General features: G+C 70.6%; 11 protein-coding genes and 1 tRNA gene. 6 read left to right on the top strand and 6 right to left on the bottom strand.

Annotation, left to right across the window (positions count from 1 at the left end):
* Nucleotides 1-66 precede the first annotated feature (66 nt).
* The gene (locus JUB10_RS02980) at nt 67-1,425 is read left to right on the top strand and encodes a PP2C family protein-serine/threonine phosphatase (protein ID WP_207454121.1); all 1,359 of its coding nucleotides are present in this window, start codon (nt 67-69) and stop codon (nt 1,423-1,425) included.
* On the opposite strand, the gene JUB10_RS02975 is transcribed toward JUB10_RS02980, so the two are convergent.
* The 3 genes from JUB10_RS02975 to JUB10_RS02965 all read right to left on the bottom strand — a co-directional run bounded on the left by JUB10_RS02975 (nt 1,422) and on the right by JUB10_RS02965 (nt 3,667).
* Nucleotides 1,422-1,853, bottom strand: coding sequence for a hypothetical protein (locus JUB10_RS02975; RefSeq protein ID WP_207454120.1), 432 nt, complete (start codon nt 1,851-1,853; stop codon nt 1,422-1,424). The two genes, JUB10_RS02980 and JUB10_RS02975, sit on opposite strands and share 4 nt — an antisense overlap.
* Nucleotides 1,854-1,946: 93 nt before the next feature.
* Nucleotides 1,947-2,507: a hypothetical protein gene (locus JUB10_RS02970; RefSeq protein ID WP_207454119.1), complete on the bottom strand. Its 561-nt coding sequence runs from the start codon at nt 2,505-2,507 to the stop codon at nt 1,947-1,949.
* Between the two features lie 11 nt (nt 2,508-2,518).
* The gene (locus JUB10_RS02965) at nt 2,519-3,667 is read right to left on the bottom strand and encodes a zinc-dependent alcohol dehydrogenase (protein WP_207454118.1); all 1,149 of its coding nucleotides are present in this window, start codon (nt 3,665-3,667) and stop codon (nt 2,519-2,521) included.
* 197 nt (nt 3,668-3,864) lie between these two features.
* Here JUB10_RS02965 and JUB10_RS02960 point away from each other — a divergent pair, with 197 nt between their 5' ends.
* Both JUB10_RS02960 and JUB10_RS02955 read left to right on the top strand, forming a co-directional pair.
* Nucleotides 3,865-6,180: a transglycosylase domain-containing protein gene (locus JUB10_RS02960; RefSeq protein WP_207454117.1), complete on the top strand. Its 2,316-nt coding sequence runs from the start codon at nt 3,865-3,867 to the stop codon at nt 6,178-6,180.
* Nucleotides 6,181-6,274: 94 nt separating this feature from the next.
* Nucleotides 6,275-7,423, top strand: a complete 1,149-nt coding sequence (locus tag JUB10_RS02955; RefSeq protein ID WP_207454114.1) for a hypothetical protein — start codon at nt 6,275-6,277, stop codon at nt 7,421-7,423.
* Between the two features lie 50 nt (nt 7,424-7,473).
* Here the strand turns inward: JUB10_RS02955 and JUB10_RS02950 are convergent, their stop codons facing one another.
* The 3 genes from JUB10_RS02950 to JUB10_RS02940 form a co-directional block, all read right to left on the bottom strand.
* Nucleotides 7,474-8,478, bottom strand: a complete 1,005-nt coding sequence (locus tag JUB10_RS02950; RefSeq protein WP_207454113.1) for a hypothetical protein — start codon at nt 8,476-8,478, stop codon at nt 7,474-7,476.
* Between the two features lie 134 nt (nt 8,479-8,612).
* Nucleotides 8,613-8,685: transfer RNA gene (locus tag JUB10_RS02945), tRNA-Lys, on the bottom strand.
* Between the two features lie 200 nt (nt 8,686-8,885).
* Complete coding sequence (locus JUB10_RS02940) at nt 8,886-9,740, bottom strand: alpha/beta hydrolase (protein WP_207454112.1); 855 nt, start codon at nt 9,738-9,740, stop codon at nt 8,886-8,888.
* Between the two features lie 43 nt (nt 9,741-9,783).
* Here JUB10_RS02940 and JUB10_RS02935 point away from each other — a divergent pair, with 43 nt between their 5' ends.
* From JUB10_RS02935 to JUB10_RS02925, 3 genes are all read left to right on the top strand, one after another.
* Complete coding sequence (locus tag JUB10_RS02935) at nt 9,784-10,416, top strand: DNA-directed RNA polymerase subunit beta (protein ID WP_207454111.1); 633 nt, start codon at nt 9,784-9,786, stop codon at nt 10,414-10,416.
* 366 nt (nt 10,417-10,782) lie between these two features.
* Nucleotides 10,783-11,376 carry a sigma-70 family RNA polymerase sigma factor gene (locus JUB10_RS02930; protein WP_207454110.1) on the top strand — a complete coding sequence of 198 codons (594 nt, stop codon included), beginning with the start codon at nt 10,783-10,785 and terminating at the stop codon, nt 11,374-11,376.
* Nucleotides 11,373-12,191, top strand: coding sequence for an anti-sigma factor (locus JUB10_RS02925; protein ID WP_207454108.1), 819 nt, complete (start codon nt 11,373-11,375; stop codon nt 12,189-12,191). Before JUB10_RS02930 ends, JUB10_RS02925 begins: the two co-directional genes overlap by 4 nt.
* Nucleotides 12,192-12,198: the final 7 nt, after the last annotated feature.

Below are 12,198 nucleotides of genomic sequence, written 5' to 3'. Positions count from 1 at the left end.
AAGCGGCGGTTCCTCAGAGGCGCGCCCGATACGATCGGGCGGGTAGCCAGGACGTCGGAGGTGGGGATGGCGTTGCAACACGAGGCGCCGCGCGACTCGGCGTCCTCGGCGGAGCCCGCTCCGCCGGCACCGCCGCACCCGCTGCAGGCTCCGGCCCGCAAGTCCGATCGGGTGATCGCGCGAGTCATCCGGTCGGCGCTGCGCGGCGAGGGTTACAGCCTGCTGCGGCAGATCCCGGTGCTCGCGCTCATCGCCGTCGCGTCGGTGCTCGTGATCATCGTGCCGTCGGCCGGCTTCGCGTTCCCGGATGCCGCGTACTGGGGCTTCGGCGTGCTCGTGCTCGCCACCGTGCTCGCGGTCGTCGTCGACCGCGTTCCCCGCCTCGCGCACTGGCACAACGTCGTGCTCGCCCTCGACATCGTCGCGCTCGCGCTGCTGCGCTCCGGCACGGGCCCGAACGGCTCGATCTACGCCGGCATCGTCATCCTCGTGGTCGTCTGGCTCGCGCTGAACGAAGGTAGGCGCTACATCGCGTACTCCGCGATCGGCGCCTTCATCACGGTGCTGCTGCCGATCCTCACGTCGGGCGCGTGGCTGACGTCGCCGACGGAGCTGCTCCGCAGCCTCTTCACCGCGGTGATCTACACGATCGTCGCCCTGGTCATCAACGAGGTCGCGTCGCAGGCGCGGCGCCGGTACGAGAAGCTCGAGGTGCGCGAGCGCGACTACGAGCAGAACCTGCTGCGCGGGGCCGAGACGCAGAAGGCGCTGTTGCCGCAGGACGAGCCGCCGCTGCCGGGCTGGGAGCTCGTCGGTGAGTGCCTCCCCGCAAAGGTCATCGGCGGCGACTTCTACGACTGGTATCCGGTGGCGGGCGGCTACGCGTTCACCCTCGTCGACGTCATGGGCAAGGGTGTCGGGGCCGGCATCGTCGCCGCGACCGCCCGCTCGCTGCTGCGCAGCGCGCGGAACGAGCCCGACCCGGTCGCCGCGCTCCGCCGCGCCGACGAGGGCATCTCCTCCGAGTTCGCCGACGCCACCACCTTCGGCACCGCGTTCCATGCCCGGCTCTGGCCCGACGAGGGGCGCATCACTTACGCCGACGCCGGGCACGGCCTCGCCCTCGTCGTCGGCCCCTACGGCAGCTGGCGCAGCCTCCCGGCGACCGGTGCGCCGATCGGTCTCGGGCTCGACCTGGACTGGACGACGGAGACGCTGACCCTCAACCCGGGCGAGACGCTCGTCTGCGTCAGCGACGGCGTGCTCGACCTCTACCCGACGACTGAGGCGGCGCTGCAGGCCGTCGCCTCGATGAGCGCCGAGTCGCGCTCCGCCCGCGAGCTCGTCGCCCGCGTTTCGACCCTGACCGGCTCGGTCGATCACCCCGACGACGTGACCGTCGTCGCGCTGCGGCGCAGCGCCTAGAAGCTGAGCTGCACGTCGAGGCCCGTGCCGGGCCGGTGCGTCCAGTTCGCCTCGAGCCCCGCCCACATGGCGCTGTGCTCGCCGTCGTTCTCCGACGCCATGCGCTGCTGCACGCTGTCGGGCACCGAGAGCGCCTCCAGCACGCACTGCGTCTCGGCGATCTCGAGTCCGGGGTTGCCCATCGTCTCGCCGGCGGTGTCGAGGTAGAGCGAGCGCCCCTGCGCGCTGACGACGGCGCGCAGCCGGTCGTTCACCCCGCACTGGTCGAGGGCGAGGGTGAACCGCGCGTCGATCGGATGACTCGCCGCGGCCGTGATCGCGATGCCGCAGGCCGCGAGCAGCCCGAAGGCGATCACCTCGAACCAGACGGAGGTGCGCCGCACCACGGGGCGCTGCTCGTCGCCGGGCTGCGCCACCGTCTCGATCACCTCGTCATGCTAAGCGGCAGCCGCCCGGGCGGCGCGCCCCACAACGGGTGGTGCGTCCCGCCCGACCGGCGTGGGGCGCACCATCGGTCGAACTCACCGCTTGGGGCGCAGCACCTTCAGCACGAGCCATCCGGTGAGCACCCACGGACCGGCGACGAGGATCGGGTCGATCCAGGTGTGCCGCAGGTCGGCACGGCCGCGGCCGAACCGGGAGCGGATCGGATGACGCTTCACTTCCGCCATCAGGCCCGTCTCGGTGATCGGATTGTCGGGGCGGAACGTCGCGAACGACTTCAGGTGCGACTCGATCGCATCGACCCGGTCGCCGGCGATGAGGAGCAGCCAGTGGGCGGCGCGCCCCTCGCTGAAGCGGTCGTAGGCGTAGCGGCGGATCACGCCGGAGATCCCGGTCAGCGGTTGCGCCGTGCCGAACACGGGGGTGAGGAACTTGTGCTCGACCGAGCGCTCGCGGGGGCCGTCGGGCTCCTGGCGCTCCGGGAAGTCCCAGTGCGCGCCCTCGGGGCGCAGGTCGAGGCTCTCCCGGGGGAACGACGGCCGGTCGGCAGGGTCGAGGTCGGCGCCCCAACCCGGGATGCGCGCGCGCAGCTCGTCGGAGGAGGGCGGGGGGACCGGCTTCTCGGCGGTGTAGGCCACGGGTGCTCCTCTCAGGAAGCGTTGGGGACGACGACCGTCTTGATGCAGTCGTCGAGCTTGGACGAGAACATGTGGTAGCCCTCGGCGATGTGCTCGAGAGGGATGCGGTGCGTGATCATGTCGCTCGGCTTGATGTAGCCGTTCTTGATGTGCTCGAAGAGGCGGGGCCACTGCCGCTTGACCGGCGCCTGATTCATCCGGAGCGTGAGCCCCTTGTTCACCGCGTCGCCGAACTTGACCGCGTTGAAAATCGGTCCGTACGCGCCGATCACCGAGACCGTCGCGCCCTTGCGCACGCTGTCGATCGCCCAGTTGAGGGCGACGGGGGAGCCCCCCTGCATCTTGAGCTTCGCGGCGGTGATGTGCTGCAGCAGGTTGCCGTCGGCCTCCGCGCCGACCGCCTCGATCGCGACGTCGGCGCCGAGGAATCCGGTGATCTTCTTCATGTGCACGACGATGTCGTCGTACTCGTTGAAGTTGTACGTCTCGGCGAACGCGAACTCCCGTGCCTTCTCGAGCCGGTAGTCGAGGTGGTCGATGACGATGACCCGGCCCGCACCCATGAGCCACGACGACCGGGCGGCGGCGAGGCCGACCGGGCCGGCGCCGAACACGACGACGGTGTCGCCCTCGTGGATGTCGCCGATCTGGGCGCCGAAGTAGCCGGTCGAGAACGCGTCGGTCAGCATGAGCGCGTCCTCGGGGTCCATCCACTCGGGGATGATCGTGGGCCCGACGTCGGCGAAGGGCACCCGCACGAACTCCGCCTGCCCGCCGTCGTAGCCGCCGGTCGTGTGCGAGTAGCCGTAGATGCCGCCGACCGCGGTCGCGTTGGCGTTGACGTTGTGGCAGTTCGAGTACAGGCCGCGCGCGCAGAAGAAGCACGAGCCGCAGTAGATGTTGAACGGCACCATCACCCGGTCGCCGACCTTCAGGTTCTGCACCGACGGGCCGACCTCGTGCACGGTGCCGATGAACTCGTGGCCGAAGGTGTGCCCGATGCGCAGGTCGGTCATCAGGCCGTGGTACAGGTGCAGGTCCGAGCCGCAGATCGAGGCCAGATCGACGCGCACGATGGCGTCGTTCGGGTGCTCGATCTTCGGCATGTCCTTCTCTTCGACCCGCACCTTGTACGGGCCGCGATACGTCATCGCGCGCATGCGACCTCCAAATGAGTCCTCCTCGCCATGCTCATTCGGCTGGCTGGGAGTCTCAAGGGACCGGGCGCGCTTTCGCAGCGGCCTCTCGGCGGAGCGTCCAGAAGGGCTCCGGATGTCTCCAGGTGCGTCGGCTTCGAGTCATCCGGTTTGTGGCCGTTACCAGCGTTCTCTTGTAACTCGTTGTTACCTTCCTCCGCATGGCTACGGAGAATCGCCGCCGCCGAGGCGTGCTCTCGGGGGTGCTCGGCCTCCTCGGAACGAGCGCGATCGCGGGGGTGCTCGTCACCGCGATGATGGCGCCGGCGGTCGCCGTCACCGGCGTCGCCGCCAACACGGGCATCGCGGCGATCAACAACATCCCCGACTACCTCGAGGTCGGCGCCCTGCCGCAGCGCAACGTGATCTGGGGGAATGGTCCCGACGGCCCCGTGCAGATCGCGACCGTCTACAACCAGAACCGCGAGGAGCTCGGCTGGGACGAGGTCTCCCAGTTCCTCAAGGACGCCGCCGTCGCCGGTGAGGACCGGCGCTTCTACTCGCACAACGGGGTCGACATGGCGGGCGTCGCCCGGGCCATCCTCGGCAACCTCAGCGCCGGCGAGGTCACCTCCGGGGCGTCGACGCTCACGATGCAGCTCGTACGCAACATCTGGATTGTCGAGGCGGAGCAGTCCGGCGACGAGCAGGCGTACGAGGACGCGGTCGCGCAGACCGCCAGCCGCAAGATCGAGGAGATGCGGCTCGCCCTCGCGCTCGAGAAGACGTACACGAAGGACGAGATCCTCCTCGCCTACCTCAACATCGCGAACTTCGGGCGCGCCACCTACGGCGTGCAGGCCGCGGCCCAGCGCTACTTCTCGGTGAACGCGGCGGACCTGACGCTCGCGCAGGCGGCCAGCCTGATCGCGATCGTGCAGTACCCCGCCTCGCGCAACCTCTCGACCGAGGACAACTACGAGGCCAACCGCGAGCGGCGCGACTTCATCCTCGACTCGATGCTCGACGAGGGCTACATCGACCAGGCGCAGTACGACGAGGCGATCGCGACGCCGATCGAGACGACGCTCAGCGAGCCTAGGAACGGCTGCGTCGCTGCGACGTCGGATGCGCAGTTCTTCTGCGACTACGTGCAGCGCAGCGTCGCCGACATCCCCGCGTTCGGCGAGACGCCCGAGGAGCGCCGCGCCAACTGGCGCCTCGGCGGCTACGACGTCTACACGACCCTCGACACCGACCTGAACACCACGGCGCAGCAGGCGATGGACGCGGCGGTGCCGAACGACAGCACTCAGCTGGAGCTGGGCGGCGCGAACGTCTCCGTCGAGGTCGGAACCGGGCGCGTGCTGACGATGGTGCAGAACAAGGACTACGACCCCGGCCGCGACGCCGAGGACCCGACCTCCACCGCGGTCAACTACTCCACGGACAACGCCTACGGCGGCTCGAGCGGCTTCCAGACCGGCTCGACGTACAAGGTCTTCACGCTGGCGTCGTGGCTCGCGGCGGGCAACACCCTCTACGAGACCGTCAACGGTCGCAACCAGACGTTCGACCTGTCCGACTTCGAGGACTCCTGCACCGATGGGCACTCGGGCACCTGGGCACCGGAGAACTCCGGCGGCGCCACCTTCGGCCGCATCAGCGTGCTGCAGGCCACGATGCAGTCGGTCAACACCGCGTACATCGACATGACCCGGCAGCTCGACCTCTGCGACATCCGCTCGACCGCCGAGTCGCTCGGTGTGCACACCGCCGGCGGCGAGCCGCTCGAGACGAACCCCGCCGCGACGCTCGGCACCAACACGATCGCGCCTCTGACGATGGCGGCGGCGATCGCGGCGTTCGCGAACGAGGGCACCTTCTGCGACCCGATCATCGTCGACCGCGTGGTGAGCGCCGACGGCGAGGAGCTCGGCGGGCAGACCCCGTCGTGCCGCCAAGCGATCGAGCCCGAGGTGGCGAACACCGTGGCGTACGCGCTCGAGCAGGTCGTCGCGAACGGCACCGGCACGGCCTCGAACCCTGGCGGTTCGGCGCCCGTGCTCGGCAAGACCGGAACGACGGATGACGCGGCGCAGACCTGGATGGTCGCCGCGACCACCGAGGTGGCGACCGCGACCTGGGTCGGCAACATCACCGGGGCCTACTCCCTGCAGGACGTCTCGGGCGGCACGACGATGCGGCACCGCGTGACGCGCGCGCTGCTCGAGGCCGCCATCGGGCAGTACGGGGGCGAGGCGTTCGCCGCGCCGGCATCCGGCCTGACCTACGCGCCCGCCCCGGAGCCCGAGCCGGCCCCGGCTCCCGCGCCTGCTCCGGCGCCCGCCCCGGCTCCCGACGAGACCGCCGAGCCGTCGCCGGCGCCGACCCAGGCGCCCGCGCCCGAGCAGCCGCAGCCCGAGCAGCCCGAGGAGGATCAGGGCAACGGGAACGGCAACGGCAATGGGAACGGAAACGGCAACGGCGGCTTCTTCCCGCCGCTCCCGGGCCAGGAGGAGGAAGAGGACGAGTAGCTGACGGTCGGCAACCCAGCCGACCGGTGCTGTTCGCCCGCGGGCAACCCGGGCGCGACGCGGAGTTCTCCCGGCGCGGCTGGGCTGGGCGGCGATGCAGTTCCTCGCCGATCTACCGCTCCGCCTCAACGGGGGCCGGTGGCCCACCAGTCACGTGCAGGGCGTCGCCGTCGACCTCGACCGCGGCCACGTCTACTACTCGTTCACGACGCTGCTCGTGAAGACCGCCCTCGACGGCACCCTGCTCGGGACCGTCGGCGGCCTTTCCGGACACCTGGGCGACATCACGTTCGACCCCGTCGCGCGCCGGCTCTACGGATCGCTCGAGTACAAGGCGGCGGCCGCGTTCTACGTGGCGATCTTCGACGTCGACGCGATCGACCGCGAGGGACTGCTCGCCGTGGACGCATCCGTCGTGCGGACGGTGCACCTCGCGGAGGTGGTGGCCGATTACACGTGGAGCTCGGCGGTCGCGGCGCAGCCGTCCCTTGCGTCGGGTAGCGCCGACTCTCGGCGGTCGAGTAGCGCCGAAGGCGCGTATCGGGGCCTCAGCACCCTCGCGGACACTTCACCCCTCCGCCACCGCTACGGCTGCAGCGGCATCGACGGCATCGCCTTCGGCCCTCGCTTCGGCTCCACCGACGGACCGCTCCTCCTCACCGTCGCCTATGGCGTGTTCTCCGACCTCGCCCGCGACGACAACGACCACCAGGTGCTGCTCCAGTACGCGACGGACGACTGGTGGGAGCACCTCGCCCGCCCGCTGAACGAGCTCGACCCGCACCGCAGCGGCCCGAGTCATCCGGACGGCAAGTACTTCGTGCGCACCGGCAACACCCGCTTCGGCGTGCAGAACCTCGAGTTCGACGCCCACGCCGAGCGCTGGTTCCTCGGCGTCTACGCGGGGGAGAAGCCGGACTTCCCGAACTTCACCCTCTTCGCGGTCGACGCCGCGGCGCTTCCGACCCTCGGCCCGCTCGCCGGACTCGGCGGCGAACTGGGGCTGACCCTGGCGCTCGCCGACGACGGCCTGTGGGACGAGAACACGGGCGTCCGAGGCTGGTACCAGCACGCGGACGTCGGCATCGCGGCGGTCGGCGAGGGGCTGTTCTACCTGTCCGAGTCATCCGTCCGTGAGGGCTTGCAGACGAGCGACGTCACGCTGCATCGTTGGAGCGGAGACGCCCGGATGCCGTTCGCACCCGTGGTCGCGACGAAGAGCGCACCTCTGACCACCGCCTGAACGACGAAGGGCGCCGCCTCTCGGCGACGCCCTCCACGGTGATCGGTCGATCAGCTCTTCTTCGCCGAGGCGAACGAGCTCACGCACTCGCCCTGGTTCTTGAAGACGGGCGCGGTGCTGGTCTTCCAACCGTCCTGCTTGCACTCGTCCTTGCTCTTGAGCACGGTGGGGAGGCAATCGGACTCGACGGCGAAGGACAGAATGACTGCGCCTCCGCTCAGCACGCTGACCGCGTGGGTGCCGGTGTCTTCTGCGAATTCGAAGACCTTGCTCGCCGTGCCGTCTGCCGCGATGTCTGCCGAACCGGCGGGCTGGTCGTCGACGACGAACTGGAAGGAAGCCGCCTCGTTTACGGTCGTGCCCGGCTGAGCGGTGACGTTGCCGAGCGTCAGCTCGACCTTGCCGCAGCTGATGTCGGCCTCCGCCGAGGGAACCGCCGGGACGACGGCCGCGGGTGCACGGAAGGTGTAGCGCGTACCCGCGAAGTTGATGGCGTTGAGGATGCCGTCACCCTTCACGCCTGAGCCGAGCGAGAAGCCGAAGGCAATGACCTTCGCCTCGGGGAAGGCGGTGCGCCACTGGTCGAGGGTGCCGTGATTGGCACTGCCGTACCCGCCGGTGTGCGAAGGGGCGCCGTCCTTCACGAACTCCTCGGCGGCGTTGTTCAGCCACCAGTCGTTGCCGTAGACACCGGGCTCGCCGATAAGGATGCCGTCGTCGTTGCCGTCTGCGTCGAAGTCGACGACGAGCTGGAAGCCCGGAACTCCGCCCGAGGTGTTGCTGTACTCGAGGGTCGGCTCGCCGACGGCGGTGAGTGCAGTGTTGGTTGCGACGTACTCGGCGACCTTGTCGGAGCTGGCGGAGCCTTCTGTCCACAGGCGCAGGCCCGTGCCCACGACCTCGTAGTGCCCGGTCGCGCGGGTGTCCGACCGGTCCGGCACGAAGTCGGTCGGCACCTCGATGGTGGCGGTGGTGGCGGCGACGGCCGGCGCCGCGGGCGCGAGTGCCAGGCCGACGGCGATGGCGGCTGCGGCGACGCCCAGTTTCTGCTTCATTCGGGTGTGTTTCTTCCTCTAGGGTGGCCCGCCAGGATGGCGGTAGCGGCACGCTAGTGGAATCCACCGACGGGCTCACCATGGACGCGCGTCCACGATGCCCGCAGAACGAGGGGTGGGGGTGGAGGTGACGGTGGGCCCCGTGGGGCTCGAACCCACGACCTACGGATTAAAAGTCCGCTGCTCTACCGACTGAGCTAGAGGCCCGCCCTCAACGGTACCGCGCCGACGCCGACCTGCCTGGCGATCGGCGCCTGCCGAAGTCATGAGGAACGGGGATGGCGCGCCGTGCGGGGACGGCGTGTCGCCCGCTCGTTCATGAGTTGCGCTGACGCGCCGCGGAGGAGCGGGGGCCCGGCCGCCGAGTGGCCCCGCGGCGCCGTAGGTGCCGCAGCAGACCCGCGCCCTCACAACCCGAGCAGCGCCTCCGCCCGCAGCCACGCCGCCATCCGCTCGATGCTCCGCACGGCGCCCGGGTGCTCCGGCGTGTTCAGGTGCCCGTGGATGGTGCCGGGCTCGCGCACCACGAGCACGTCGACGGCTGCACGGGTCAGGTCGGCGGCGAACGCCTCCGAGGAGGAGCGCAGGTCGTCGGCATCCGAGTTCAGGATGAAGGTGGGCGGCAGCCCCGCGACGTCGTGTCCGGCCGGGAAGGCGTAGCGCTCGCCGAGCAGGGCTTCGTCGCCCACGTAGTTGAGGTTCATCACGCGCACCTGGTCGGGCAGGAACCGCGCCTCCGGCGGCAGGTCGACCGCGAGCGCCGCGAGGTGCGACGACGGCTCGGGCAGTACCGCGTGCTCGACCGGGTAGGCGAGCAGGAGCGTCGCGGGCGCGGGCCGGCCCTGGTCGACGAGCCGCAGCGCGGCGCCGGTCGCGAGGTTGCCGCCCGCGCTCGCGCCGCCGAGCGACAGCGACGAGGCGCCGAGCACGTCGGGGTGCGTCGCGAACCACTCGAAGACGTCCGAGAGCTGCTCCGACGCCACGGGGAAGCGGATCGCCGACTTATCCGACGTCGGCTGCGGGTCGAAGCGGTCGATCTCTGGGGAGAGCGCGTAGTCGACGGATGCCACCGCGATGCCGCGCTCGGCGAGGCTGCGGGCGACCCAGTCGGCCTCGGGCATGTCGAGGTCGCCGTAGGCGAAGCCCCCGCCGTGGGCCCAGACGAGCGCGACGCCCGTCGGGGACTGCGCCGGGTAGAGGCGGACGCGCACCTCGCCGTGCGACGTGGGAACGGGCTGCTCGGAGGGCTCGGTGTACGTCATCGTGCTCGCGATGTTATCGGGGGAGAGGCGTACCGTTGAGCGGGTGACCGACGAGTTCCACCGCCCCGTGCGGCTGCCCGGCGAGATCTTCGAGAACAAGTACGAGGGCGGTGAGGATCCGGCCACGATCAGCCGCGCCGCGCACGACACCGCGAGCGCCCTGCTGATGCGGGTGCGCGCCACCGACGACCCCGAGGTGCTGCAGCGCGTCGTGGCTTACACCGACGAGCACGGCATCGACGCGGTCGCCGAACTCTGGGCGCGCTCGCCGGCGACGAGCCTGCCCGGCGCGCTCTGGCGCATCTATCTGCTCCGCAGCTTCATCACGACGGATGCCTCGGGCACCGCCTTCTACTTCCAGCGCGGCTCCGAGGTGCTGCGCACCATCGACCCCCTCGTCGCCGGCGCCTCGATGCCGACCGGGCCCGACGAGATCATCGGCCTCGCGAACGACATCCTGCACGGCGTCTTCCGTGGCGACTTCGCGGTCGCGCTCGAACGCGCGTCGGCCTTCTGCCGCGTGACATCCGCCGGCTGCACCTCGGTCGCGGACGACCTCGAGCCGACCGAGAGCGAGCGCTCGAGCACGCTGACCCGGCGCGCGCTGCGGTTGGAGCAGTTCGGCGCCGACCTCGCAAGCTGCGCTCGCCTGTGGCGAACGGGCAGCCTGGAATGAGCCCGCTCGGAGGTTCGGCTCCGGGGTCTCGTTAGACTGGAGAACGCCGGGCCGCAGTAACCCCGGGCTCCAAAATCAGCCGCTACGAGCGGCCTCGCGCCGAGAGGCGTTCTGCGGTCCGGTGCTGACTTCGGGCGCGGTGGCCGGCGGGCAAACCTGCTGGCCACCTGCTCCGAATCATGATCATGCTTCAGCCCCCGGCTCTCCGAACCACCCGCAGGGGTGAACGGCGTCTGCCGGGCGGATCACTGATTCCTCTGCGGGACGCAGGTCTCCGACCGTCCCAGATGCTCCCCCCGCAGAGACGCACGGTCATCCGCCCGGCAGACCTTCCCCGGGTCACGGGCCCCAGCGACGGGGGCACCTATGCTTAAGCTCGTGTCACGAGAGAGCGAGCTCTACGACGCCGACGCTCCCGTGACGGCCGAGGAGCTTCTTGCCCAGGTCGCCAACGGTGACCGCGAGGCGTTCGCCGAACTGTACGACCGGCTCGCGCCCCGGGTGCTGGGCCTCGTCGTGCGGCTGCTGCGCGATCACGCTCAGTCGGAAGAGGTCACGCAGGAGATCTTCCTCGAGATCTGGCAGAACGCCACGCGCTACGACCGCTCGAAGGGCGGCGCCTCGACGTGGATCCTCACGATGGCGCACCGCCGGGCCGTCGATCGCGTGCGCTCGGCCCAGGCCGGGCGCGACCGCGACACCAAGGTCGGCATCCGCGACTTCCGGCCCGAGTACGACTCGGTCTCGGAGAGCGTCGAGATCCGCATCGAGCACGAGCGGGTGCAGCGCGCACTCGGCCGGCTCACCGAACTGCAGCGGCAGGCGGTGCAGCTGGCCTACTACGGCGGCTTCAGTCACAGCGAAGTCGCCGCCATGCTGAACGTGCCCGTGGGCACGGTGAAGACACGACTGCGCGACGGCATGATCCGTCTGCGCGACGAACTCGGAGTGGCCTCATGAACGGCCGGGAAGACCAGATGAACTCGAGCGGCGCCTACTCGGTGTCCGCGCTCAACGACGACGAGCGCAAGGCCTTCGAGGCCTACCTCGCCGGTGCCGACGACGCGAGCCGCGCCGAGGTCGCCGAGCTCAGCGAGACCGCCGCGATCCTCGCGATGGCCGTCGAGCCCGTGACGCCGTCCGACGAGCTGCGCGCCTCGGTGCTCGCGAAGATCGCGTCGCTGCCGCAGCTGCCCGCACAGGACCCCGTCGAGGCGCCGGCCCCCGAGTCATCCGCGGCGCTCACGTCCGAGCAGCAGGAGCGGCTTCTCGCCCCGGCCGGACCCGCCGCGGCGACCGCGCGGCTGCGCTGGTTCCAGCGCCCCGTCGCGCTGCTCGGGGCCGCGGCCGCCGCCGTCGTGCTCGCCGTGAGCGGCGGCTTCGTGGGTGCGGCGCTCGTGAGCGACGACAACGGGTTGGACCAGGCGTCCGACCGCCTCGCCGAGCTGTACGCCGCGCCCGACGCGCAGCGCGTAACAGCGGATGTCGCGGGCGGCGGCAGCGCCACGCTCGTGTTCTCGCACGACCTCGACCGCAGTGCGGTCGTCTTCGACGGCCTCACCGAGCTGCCGAACGACAAGGTGTACGAGCTCTGGTACATCGACGCCGACGGGGACCCGCGGCCCGCAGGGCTCGTCGAGCTGCCCGGCACGGGCGATGGCTGGTACGTGCTCGACGGCGAGCTGTCCGAGGGCGACACGGTCGGCGTGACGGTCGAGCCCGCCGGCGGCTCGGAGACCCCGACCACCGACCCGGTCGTCGCAATCCCCGCCTAGAACCCGC

The sequence above is a fragment of the Desertivibrio insolitus genome (genome assembly GCF_017355965.1).
Classification (GTDB): Bacteria; Actinomycetota; Actinomycetes; order Actinomycetales; family Microbacteriaceae; genus JAFIQW01.
Note: the sequence above shows the minus strand (reverse complement) of the source record. Positions and strands in the feature narration are given on the sequence as shown.

What these genes read in the sequence shown, in the direction of transcription:
- JUB10_RS02925 (WP_207454108.1), top strand. Translation starts at nt 11,373, where the DNA reads ATGAACGGCCGGGAAGACCAGATGAACTCGAGCGGCGCCTACTCGGTG.
- JUB10_RS02960 (WP_207454117.1), top strand. Translation starts at nt 3,865, where the DNA reads ATGGCTACGGAGAATCGCCGCCGCCGAGGCGTGCTCTCGGGGGTGCTC.
- JUB10_RS02950 (WP_207454113.1), bottom strand. Translation starts at nt 8,478, where the DNA reads ATGAAGCAGAAACTGGGCGTCGCCGCAGCCGCCATCGCCGTCGGCCTG.
- JUB10_RS02955 (WP_207454114.1), top strand. Translation starts at nt 6,275, where the DNA reads ATGCAGTTCCTCGCCGATCTACCGCTCCGCCTCAACGGGGGCCGGTGG.
- JUB10_RS02965 (WP_207454118.1), bottom strand. Translation starts at nt 3,667, where the DNA reads ATGCGCGCGATGACGTATCGCGGCCCGTACAAGGTGCGGGTCGAAGAG.
- JUB10_RS02940 (WP_207454112.1), bottom strand. Translation starts at nt 9,740, where the DNA reads ATGACGTACACCGAGCCCTCCGAGCAGCCCGTTCCCACGTCGCACGGC.
- JUB10_RS02980 (WP_207454121.1), top strand. Translation starts at nt 67, where the DNA reads ATGGCGTTGCAACACGAGGCGCCGCGCGACTCGGCGTCCTCGGCGGAG.
- JUB10_RS02930 (WP_207454110.1), top strand. Translation starts at nt 10,783, where the DNA reads ATGCTTAAGCTCGTGTCACGAGAGAGCGAGCTCTACGACGCCGACGCT.